This is a genomic window from Roseateles sp. P5_B10, assembly GCF_056400485.1.
This window is the reverse complement of sequence record NZ_JBFULE010000126.1, coordinates 1-10,824: the sequence shown is the minus strand read 5'-3', so window position 1 is coordinate 10,824 and position 10,824 is coordinate 1. Positions and strand designations below refer to the sequence as shown.

Annotated in this window: 5 protein-coding genes; 2 read left to right on the top strand and 3 right to left on the bottom strand. The window is 64.3% G+C overall.

Annotated features, from left to right (window positions below; genetic code table 11):
* Positions 1–56: 56 nt before the first annotated feature.
* Positions 57–3,284 (bottom strand): TonB-dependent receptor, encoded by a 3,228-nt coding sequence (locus AC1DU6_RS10910; protein ID WP_477857147.1) that lies wholly within the window; start codon positions 3,282–3,284, stop codon positions 57–59.
* A 100-nt stretch (positions 3,285–3,384) separates the two neighbouring features.
* Positions 3,385–4,791 (bottom strand): hypothetical protein, encoded by a 1,407-nt coding sequence (locus AC1DU6_RS10905; protein ID WP_477857145.1) that lies wholly within the window; start codon positions 4,789–4,791, stop codon positions 3,385–3,387.
* Between the two features lie 204 nt (positions 4,792–4,995).
* On the opposite strand from AC1DU6_RS10905, the gene AC1DU6_RS10900 reads away from it, so the two are divergent.
* Positions 4,996–6,489 (top strand): tryptophan halogenase family protein, encoded by a 1,494-nt coding sequence (locus tag AC1DU6_RS10900; protein WP_477857144.1) that lies wholly within the window; start codon positions 4,996–4,998, stop codon positions 6,487–6,489.
* 173 nt (positions 6,490–6,662) lie between these two features.
* Here the strand turns inward: AC1DU6_RS10900 and AC1DU6_RS10895 are convergent, their stop codons facing one another.
* The gene (locus tag AC1DU6_RS10895; protein WP_255355213.1) at positions 6,663–7,781 is read right to left on the bottom strand and encodes a LacI family DNA-binding transcriptional regulator; all 1,119 of its coding nucleotides are present in this window, start codon (positions 7,779–7,781) and stop codon (positions 6,663–6,665) included.
* Positions 7,782–8,325: 544 nt separating this feature from the next.
* On the opposite strand from AC1DU6_RS10895, the gene AC1DU6_RS10890 reads away from it, so the two are divergent.
* On the top strand, positions 8,326–10,824 hold a 2,499-nt coding region (locus AC1DU6_RS10890; RefSeq protein ID WP_477857142.1), incomplete at its 3' end, for a hypothetical protein.

Genomic DNA, 10,824 nt, shown 5'->3' with positions numbered 1-10,824 from the left:
GGACGCCCTCGCGGCCGGCCGGAACCGAGACAGAGGTTCAAAGGCCCCAGCGAGGGTCAGAACTCGTAGCGGCCCGTCACGTAGTAGCTGCGGCCCGGGAAGTTCCAGCTCGAGCCCATGAAGCCCGGCGTCTGCTTGTTGAGGTAACGCACAGTCACGTTGTTCAGGTTCGTCACGCTGAGCGACATGCCGAACTTGTCCGTGAAGTTGTACGACACGCCGCCGTCCCACTGCCCGAAGCCCTCTTGGTACTGCGGAAGACCCCACCAGGTGTCCTGCATTCCCAAGCGCGCCGGATCGGCGCTGGTGCCGTTCTGGCCGTTCGGGCTGTTGTCGTTGCCGACGTTCTTCAGCACGCGGCTGGTCCAGTTGTAGGCCAAGCGAGCGGAGAACCCATAACGGTCATAGCGCAGTGCGAAGTTGGCGGCGTTCTTCACCAGCCCTGGCACCGGCAGGGCGCCAAACTGCAGGCCGTTGGTGTCGCAGCCGTAGACCTTGAGCGCATCGCTGGTAACGGCGCTGATGGACGGGCAGTACTGCACTTGGGCATCGCGATAGAACTTCTGGCTGCTGCCGATGTAGGTGTAGTCGGCGGAAACCCCGAAGCCCTTGGCCCAGTCGGGCAGCTTGTCCTTCAAGAAGTCGAAGTGGTCGAGGTAGGTCTCGGCCTTGAGCTCGATGCCGTGCACCCACGCCCTGGCGGAATTGCGCGGCCCCGTGATCAGGAAAGACTGAGCGTTGCCGTCAGTGCTGAAGTAGTCGCGGCTGTAGGTCGACTTGTAGATCAGGTCCTTCACGTCCTTGTAGAAGGCCGTGGCGGTCAACATCTGGCCTGCGCGCGGATACCACTCCAGGCCGAGGTCGAAGTTGTCAGACGTCAGCGGCTTCAGTTTCGCATTGCCGGTGTTGGTGCCCGTGTAGAGGATCCGGTTGTTGCCGGTGTCGATGTTTTGGGTCAGCGCCACCGACTCCTGCACCTTATCGAAGCCTGGGCGGTACACGCTCCTGGCCATGCCGACTCGACCCAGGAGTTTGTTGTCACCGCTCAGGTTGAACTTAAGGTTCAGCGAGGGCAGCACGTCAACATGGCTGGTGCTCACATCGAGAGGGTCATTGACCGAATCGAAGCGCGGTGCGTCGGGCGGCGTGCGGTCGGTGTACGTCGGGTTGAAGTTGGTAAAGCCATGCGAGGCGCGACCTGTGTAGACCACGCGCATGCCGATGTTGCCTTCCACCGGCACCTTCCAGTCGTCGAAGCCGAAGCGAAGGGTGCCGTAGACGGCATGCGTGCGCTCGGAGACGTTGCTGATCATGTTCGGATTCAGGCCGTAGCGAAGCGTCGTGTCCCAGATGTAGGTGGACGCATCGCAGGTGGGAACGTTGATCTGCGTGCCCGTCGGATTCTTCGCGTTCTCCGCCCTCGCCCAGGCCTGGGAATCGAGACATTGGTTGTAGCGGACATCGCCGATCAGCTTGGAATACGTGTTGTAGTCCTTGATGCCGCCGTAGGTCGGGAACACAACACTCGGCGGGTTGTTGCCTCCGAAGTTCTTGTAGTTGAACACCTCCACCGGCGCGGCGGCCGCGTAACGGGGATCGCTCAGGTAGGCGAAGTTGGCACGCGACTGCCAACTCTGGTCGTCGTTCGCGCCGGGCAACTGGCCGGCCGTGCCGGTCTGGCGTACGACCCAGGGCTCAGCGATCGACTTCCAGCCCACGCTGCTCGTATCGCCGGCATAGACCGCCTGTTCGCGCACCGAGGTGCGGTAGGTTGTGCGGAAGCCGACCCGCAGGTCACGCAGCACGTCATGGTCGAAGACGAGCTTGCCGTCGACCTTCCAGGCATAGAGGTTGGCGTCACCCTTCAGCCGTCCGGGCATCACCGACAACCAGTAGTAGTTGGCCGGATCGGCGAGGAAGGTGCGCGTCTTGTCGTCGAAGCCGAGCAGCACCGGGTTGCTGCCGGAGGTCGTGATGTCCATGCTCGGCGCGAAGGTGGCCGTCTGCACTTCCTCGCCGCGGGTGCGGAAGGAGGACTTCACCCACTGCAGGTCGTTCTGCAGCGCAAAGCGCTCATTGACGTTCCACTGGAAGTTCCAGGCCAGTTCGCTGGTGCTGGTCCGGTGCTGGTTGAAGGCCCGGCTGGTGCCCATGCTGATGCCGCCATCGGCGAACTGATTCGCACCCTTGCCGCCACGGCTCCAATTCGAGACGGTGCCGTCGGCATTCCTGGGCAGCCGCAGCGGATAGCTGTAGTGGCCCGACACCACAACGCCACGATCATCGACCACCGGTCTCTCCACCAGCACGTTGTACGGTGACGCGTTGAAATTGGGGTCGCCGAAGCTCGGGTAGATGTTCGAGCCGGTGTTCTCCTCCAGCGACTTCGACACGAAAGCCGTCAGCGACGACTGCATCTCGTTCTTCTTCCACTGCAGGGCGCCGTAGAAGCCTTTGCGGTCGCTGGTGCCGAGGTTCTGGCCCCAGTTGGCGCCGGTAGGCACCCACACCGTCTGGCCCGGCACCACGTCGGTACGCGGGAAATAGGGCTGGACCTGCAGGTTCTGCGACTCGTAGCTCGAGTGGTTCAAGGCCAGATCGACCAGCACACCCCAACGGCCCGAGTCGGCATCCCATCGCGTGGAATACAGGCCCGACAGCGCAGGCGACGCTTTCTTCGTCCGCTGCTCGTAGTTGCCGCCGAAGGAAACCATCCTCTTCGTGCCGTTGAAGTCGAACGGCAGCCAGGTGCGCAGATCCACCTGGCCAGCAACGCCGCCTTCGATCCTCTCCGCCGACGGATTCTTGTACACATCCACGCCTGCCATCAGCTCCGAGGGCACGGCGCTCCAGCTCAGGTCACGGCCGGGCCAGCCAGCAGAGAAGATCTCGCGGCCATTAAGCGTGGACGAGCCCCAGGACAGGCCGCGCACGTTGATGCGGTCGTCGCTTCCTTCGGAGAAGTGCTTGGGGTCGTTGTTGGTCGAACGCAGGCGCTCGACGGTCACGCCGACGATGCGCTGTAGCACTTCGGTGATGGACTTGTCGGGCAGCTTGCCCGCCTCTTCGGCCACCACCGAGTCGACCACCTCCTCGGCGTTCTGCTTGATCTTCTGCGCGCTCTGCAGCGCGGCGCGCTGTCCCTTGACCACCACGGTCTCGAGCGTGGTCGGGGTCTTGTCCGTCGCCGGTTGCGTTTGTGCCAGCACGGCGCCGCCGGTGCTCAGAAGCGCCAATTGAATGACGCCACGGTGGATGGCCGTGGGTCGGAAATGTTCGCTCATGGATGTCTCCGTTTTCCTTCAAATTTGATGCACCCGAACCGGCAGGCCGCCCGTGGCGGTGCTGAATCGGGGTACCGGCGGCGCGAAGCGCCAGCCGCGATTACTGGATCGTGATGGCGCCCTTGATCGTCAGATCCGACGCGTAGACACCATTGGTCTTTTGACTGTCATTCACATCCATCAGGCGGAAGCGAACCTGAACAACGTTGGACGACTTCATCAGCGTCATCGCCGAAGTGCGTGCGTCAACAATCTTGGCCATCGCAGCCTGGAATGCGGCCAGCCCATCGGCGGTGACCGGATTGGGCAGGGTCCGGATGTCGCCATCCAGGGATGCCGCAGTCACTCCGGCAAGGCCACAGGCGTTGGTGACGGCGAAATTGCCCAGCGGGACGGCGTAGCTCGTCAGGCCGTTCATGGGCCACAGCAAGGTGCTCAACTCGACGTTGCAGCCGTTGTTTTGCTTGCCCAGGTTCAGATGAAGCACGACCGGCCTGTTCGCCGCGTAGAGCCCGCTGTTGATGCCCAGCGTGAAGCCCAGGGCCGTTTCTGTGGTCACCTGCACGCCGCCGGTCGTATCGCCCGCACCGTTGAAGCCACTCAGGCCCGGCGCAAAGATGTCAATGCGATTGAAGCCGTATTGCCACCCGCCAGGCGTCCAATTGCTCTCCGGATAGTGCAAGGCCGAAGTCAGCATCGAGCCGTCCGCCGAGATATCGCGATAGCACCAGTCGCCACCTGCGTTGCCGTCACATGATTCCCAGCCAGCGTTCAACGGGCTGCCCCAGGGATTGACAGCCACATTGCCGCCCTGCTTCGTGCTCATGGTCGTGGACGTACCGCGCCCCGCGCCGCTGGGCTCGAAGCCGTCGGCGATCAGCAGCGGGTCGACGGCAACGAAACGATCCACCGACTGCTCGGCCCAGTTCTCGTTGCTCGGCGCCATGGCGGTGACCGCGCAGGTGCCCTTGCCCAGCAGCTTGAGGTTGCTGCCTTCGATGGTGCAAGTGGCCGGCGTGGTGGTCTTGAAGCTGATCGGCAGGCCGGAAGGCGACGTCGCGCTCAGAGCGACGGAAGTGCTGTTCGCGCTCAGCACGTAGTCAGGCGGCGCGAACGTGATCTGCTGGGTCTTCTTGAGGACCTTGAACAGCTGGCTGACGTTATCGGCGGCGGCCCATTGCACGCCGTCGCTGCTCGCACCGCCACTCTGGCTGGCCACGACGCGGCACTCGCCTACCTTCACCAGCGTCAGCTGGCTGCCCGAAGCGGTGCAGATGTCCGGCGTGGTGGACTCGAAGGTCACTGGCAGACCGGAGGTCGCCACGGCCGAAAGTGCCACCGGCCCATCCAGCAGCATGGCACCGCCGGGATATTTGAAATCGATGGTCTGAAAGCGCCCCCCCGAGTTCGCGCCCCCGCCCTCGCCACCACCGCCACAGGCGGTCAACAAAGCGCACGTCGCCAACAGCGTCAGCTTGCGCCCGTGCGGAACCCATTTCTTCGTCACGATGTGTCTCCTCGTTCTCTGATGAGCCGAGTGGTTTCTCCGCAGGTGTTGCTCCGCACCTCACGGCCACTCCGCATTGTGGAATACAGATATACCGAGATATCATCTTACTGGTCAGACCAATGCGCATTAGTGGAAACGCCACGCTGACCAATCCTTGAAAGCTGGAAGGTTCTTGTTATGCGAAGTCGGTCTCTGCGTCGCGTGGTCATCGTCGGCGGCGGCAGCGCGGGGTGGATTACCGCAGCACCCCTGGCGCGCATGCTCTGCAGGCCGGGCGCCCCTGACCATTGCGAGGTCCTGCTGGTCGAGTCGGACCAGATCGGAACGGTGGGCGTGGGTGAAGCCACGCTGCCGACCATTCGCTACTACAACCAGTTGCTGGGCATCGATGAGGCTGACTTCGTCCGCGCCACGCAGGCGAGCTTCAAGCTGGGCATCGAGTTCAAGGACTGGGGGCGGCTGGGTGCCCGCTTCTTCCACGGCTTTGGTGGCTTCGGTCCGGCCATCCACAACAGGCCACTGTGGTCTTACTGGCTGCGCCTGCGCGAGCGGGATCCTGGCATTGAGTCCTACGAGGACTGGTCCACCGCCACGGTCATGGCGCGTGCGCTGCGATTCACCCCGCCGCAGCCGGGGGAACCTTCACCCGCGAATGCATTCGACTACGCCTACCACTTCGACGCGGCGCTCTATGGCCGCTACCTGCGCGACCATGCGGTTCGCCATGGCGCCCAACGGATAGTCGGCACCATCGTCAGCGTGAAGACCTCGGAGCAGAGCGGCTTCGCCGAGGCCCTGCATCTGAGCGATGGCCGCTGCGTTGAAGGCGATCTCTTCATCGACTGCTCGGGCTTCCGCGCGCTGCTCATCGATGGCGCGATGAAATCACCTTACGAGGACTGGAGCCACTGGCTGCCTTGCGACCGGGCGTTGGCCGTTCCATGCGAACGCACCGACCCGATGACGCCCTACACCACCTCGACCGCTCGCTCGGCGGGCTGGCAGTGGCGCATCCCGCTGCAGCACCGCACCGGCAACGGGCTGGTCTACTGCAGCAGCCATCTCAGCGACGATGAGGCAGCGCAGACCTTGCTGGCGAACCTGGACGGCAAGCCGCTGGACGATCCAAGGCCGCAGCGCTTCACAACCGGCCGCCGCAGGCTGGCGTGGACCAAGAACGTGGTGGCCATCGGCCTATCCGCTGGATTCCTGGAACCATTGGAGTCCACCAGCATCCAGTTCATCATGGACAGCGTCGGACGACTGACCGCGCTTCTACCGGACCGTGACTTCGCCCCTTCACTGGCCGATGAGTTCAACCGGCAGATGGCATATCGCTATGAGTCGGCCCGCGATTTCATCATCCTGCACTACAAGCTCGGCGAGCGGCGCGACAGCGAGTTCTGGCGCTACTGCGCCGACATGAGCATCCCGGACGTCCTGGCACACCAGATTGAGTTGTTCCGGGACACCGGTCGCGTGGCCATCATCGATCCAGAGGGCTTCGCGGAACCGTCCTGGGCGTCTCTGATGCTCGGATTGGGGATCTTGCCGCGCCGGCGAGACCCTTATGTCGACCTGGTCGACCTCGACAGCGTCAAGCGGCACCTGTCGACCGTACGGAGTGTCATCCACCGCACCACGCAGGCCATGCCGTTGCATGCAGAGTTCCTTGCGCGAATCGCGAGCCGTTGATGTTACGGACAGGCTGGGCATCGCCGCAGCGGCTGCCTGCGGGTTGCGCGCTGCCAGCGCGAAGAATGGCCTCGTGCTCAGTTCAGGCCGTGGACCTAATCCTGGCGGGCTCGACCTTTCCCTGAGGCATAGCGCCGCAATCGATCGCGCTCGATTGGGTTCCCCGGCGCCATTCAAGCTATGGTCAGGCGAGCCCGACGTGGCGAGGCCAACGTCTTCCCCAGCACGATCTCGGTCGGCAGCACGACGGGGCTTGGCGCAGTCTCGGCGTCGCCTCGATTGCGCGCGTCTATCCGCTGCACAAGCACCTCGACGGCGTGCCTTCCCATTTCATGCAGTGGCTGGTGCACCGTCGCCATCTGCACAGAGCGCGCCATCCAGCTGTTGTCATAGCCGACGACGGACACATCCTCAGGCACGCGGACACCTCGCATTCGCAGCGCCTCAATGCAGCCGAAGGCGATGGCGTCATTGCCTCCGAAAACGGCCTCCGGGAGTTGCCGACCGCTGTGAACCTGAAGCCAATGCTGCATCGCTTCACGGCCACCCTCGACCGTCAGCGGCGCACGAACCACGTGACCTTTAGGAGGCGCAACGCCAGCTTCGGCATACGCACGCAGGTAGCCGTCCACTCGTCGAGTCGCGCCAGAGTATTGGGCTGGTCCACCGACATGCAGGATGCGTCGGTGCCCGATCTCAAGCAGGTGGCGCACCATTTCGTAGGCGCCAATTTCGTTGTCCGATTCGATGTTCACCACGCCGTAAACGGGTTGCTCGGCATGCACGGACACCATGGGCGTGTGTTTTGGCGACCACTTCGCGCCATCATCCGGCAGCCGAGGGGCCAACAGGATCAGCCCATCAACACGGCCGTCGCACAGGGCCGGTATGCGGCTGGGCGCGTCGCGCCAGTCCTTCAAGGTGAAGACGGCAGTTGTCAATCCAGCTGCCGTGGCGCCCTGAATGACGCCACTGAACAACTCGAGGAAGTAGAGGTTCGGCTCTTCTCCCAAAAAATTGGTGACGACGCCTACCGCATCGGTCCGCCGATGCGCCAGCGCGAGGGCAGTGGCATTCGGCCGGTATCCCAACCGCTCTGCAACAGCCAACACGCGATCCCGCGTGTCGACCGAAACCCGCGCTGAGCCACGTCGTCCACCGTTCAGTGCGCCTGAGGCCGCCATTCTGGAAACCCCCGCTTCGCGGGCTACGTCGGCCAGAGTCGGCGCACTACTGCGTCGGCGGCCCTCCGCGGCGGGTTCGGTGGAGTCTTTCGGGCGAGCTGGAGCCACTGAGTTCTAAGCGACAGGGCAGAACGCCACATCTTGAAAGCGGCGCACTTTATAGCACTGCGCCGCCTATGCAGCAGACCGACCTGTTGCCGGTGCGATGCCGGAGCGGGATGCGCCACTGCCAACTCGCGCTGCGTCGGTCGAGGCGGTGCAAGGCGTCATCGGCTCGGCGCGCCTGCATGACCAGCGTCCGATGGCGAGGCAGCCAGCAGCTCTCCTGTCCTCTCAGAGGCGAATTCGAGGCGCGATGACCACGCGACGCGGAGGCTGACTTCGCATAACAAGAATCATTCGGCTTGATCAGCGTGGGCGTTTCCACCGATGCGCATTGGTCTGACCAATAAGATGATATCTCGGTATATCTGTATTCCACATTGCGGAGTTTCCGTGAACTGCGGCGCAACGTGGATCGAACAGCAACTTAGACCCTCGCACCAGCGTCCACCTTGTCGCCGAGGTCGAGCCAGGCACTGCGCCGGCCTCATCACAACGCCCGTCACCGGAGGAGACAACCGGCCGGGCCCCTTTCCTGAAAGGTAGAACCATGAGACTGAAGTTGGGAACCCTGATGCTCGCCATGAGCGCCGGCCCGGTGGCGCTTGCACAAACCTGCGCGCCGACGGCGATCACGCCGTACGTCAACGTCAACGGGACGTGGACGCAAACCTCTTCCGCCACGCTCAAGCTCGGCAGCTCGGCCATCTTCGGCCCGCAGCCCACGTCCGGCGGCTCCTGGAGCTGGAGCGGTTGCGGCACCGCCGGTGCCTCGCGCGAACAGACCATCTCGCCAGCCGCCGCCTGTACGGCCACGGCCACCTACACCAACAGCTGCGGTGCCAAGAGCCAGCAGGCCTTCTCGGTCGGCGTGGGCACCTGGGCCAGCGCCAAGTTCGGCGGCGGCGGCTACGTGACCGGCCTGGTCTTCCATCCAAAGACCAAGGACGTCCTGTATGCACGCACCGACGTCGGTGGCGCCTACCGCTGGGACGCCGGTACGTCGTCCTGGATCGCCATCAACGACGGTTTCACGGCAGCCGAGGGCTTCTATCACGGCGTCGAAAGCCTCGCCGTGGATCCGACCAACGACCAGCGCGTCTACATCGTCGCCGGCATGTCCGCGTCGGCGGACCCGACCGCCCGGCTGTACATCTCCAGCAATCGCGGCAACAGCTGGACCTACGTCAACCTGCCATTCTCGGCGGGTGGCAACAACAACGGCCGCGCCATCGGTGAGCGCCTGTCGGTCGATCCCACCAACCCGTCCATCCTGTTCTACGCCTCGCGCACGGCCGGGCTGTGGAAGAGCGCGGACTCGGGTCAGACCTGGAGCCAGACCGGGCTGTCGTCCACCAAGATGACCCAGGACCAGATCAACAACCTGGGTGGCCAGGTCATGGGCGTCGAGCAGCTGATCTTCGACAACTCGGCCGTCGGCGGCGGTGCGACGACCTGGATCATGTATGCCACCATCGCGCCGGACTATGTCAGCGCGGCCGGCCTGAGCTCCAACCTGTACAAGTCCGTCAACGGCGGTGCCAGCTGGACGCCGGTCGCGACGCCGGTGACCGGCTACCACATCCCGCACGTCGTGCGCGCGTCCGACGGCATGTACTACGTGCTGTTCACCAAGGGCTCGGGCCCCGGCGCCGGTGGCCCCGCTCGCTTCTACAAGTTCGACGGCAGCAATTGGACCCTGCTCAACAGCAACGACAACGCCGGCTACGGCGGCGTGTCCGTCTCCGGCACCGGCTCGACCGCGCGCATCGCGCTCGGCGTCAGCGGCACCTGGGGCAATTACAACGGCCAGCAGATCGTCCAGCTGTCCGATGACGGCGGCCGCAACTGGCGCGAGATCGAGGCGCAGACGCCCGGCGTCACCGCGTCGGGCTGGGTGGACGACATCGAGATCGACCCGTTCAACCGCGACCGCATCCTGCACGTCCACGGCGGCGGCATCATCGAGACCCGGAACGCCTCCGCGTCGGCGCCCACCTGGAGCAACGCGATCAACGGCGTGGAAGAGACCTGCACGCTGGGCCTCAAGACCCCGCCGGCGGGCGCCTCCTATGCCTTCATCAACAGTTCGGGCGACGTCGGCACTTGGCTCCACACCAACCTCTCGACGGCGCCGACGCTGAGCCCCAACAAGAGTTGGAACAACGGCAACTCCGCCGACATGGCCTGGTCCGATCCAACCTATATCGTCGCGAGCGGCCGGGTCAACAACCCGGACGGTTCTGCTGCCGGCGTCGGCTACTGGTCCGGCAACGGCGGCCAGAGCTGGGCGTCGTTCTCCAGCCTCCCTACCGGCGCCTCAACCAACACCAGCGAGGCGTCGAACGTCGCCGTCACGACCCGCAACAACGTGGTCTGGGCGCCGGCTGATTCGGTGCCGTCTTACACCACCAACAACGGCGCCAGCTGGACAGCGACCAACCTGCCTGCACTCGCGATCCAGGGCGGTGTCCCGCGCAGCTACCGAATGGTCGCCGACCGCAAGAACCCGAACAAGGTCTATGCCTACGACTCGGGCGGCGCCTGGTGGACCTACACCCCGGCCAAGGTCTACGTTTCCACGGACGGCGGCCACAACTTCACTCTGAGCCAGGGTTCGGTGTCGGCCAATATGCGCTTTGCGCCTTGGGGTTCGTCATCGATAGCGGTGAATCCCTACGCCGAGGGCCACCTCTGGGTAGCCGACGGCCTGGCCGTGTACCGCTCGGTGGACTCGGGTGCGACCTGGACCAAGCTGACCAACTTCGCGCCGATCTGGAACGGCCGCAATGATTGGCTCGGACCTGAGGTGTCGGGCGCCAGCATCGTCGCGCTGGGCAAGCCAAAGGCCGGTGCCAGCTACTCTGCTGCGGTCTATGTCGTCGGCGTCATCAACAACGTGTGGGGCGTCTGGCGCTCCGACGATGCAGGCGCCACCTGGACACGCCACAACGACGACGCCCACCAGTACGCCGGCGTGGGCGTGATGGCTGCCGACCAGGCGACCTACGGGCGCGTCTATGTCGGTGGCACCTGCCGCGGGGTGAAC

What these genes read in the sequence shown, in the direction of transcription:
- AC1DU6_RS10910 (WP_477857147.1), bottom strand. Translation starts at nt 3,284, where the DNA reads ATGAGCGAACATTTCCGACCCACGGCCATCCACCGTGGCGTCATTCAA.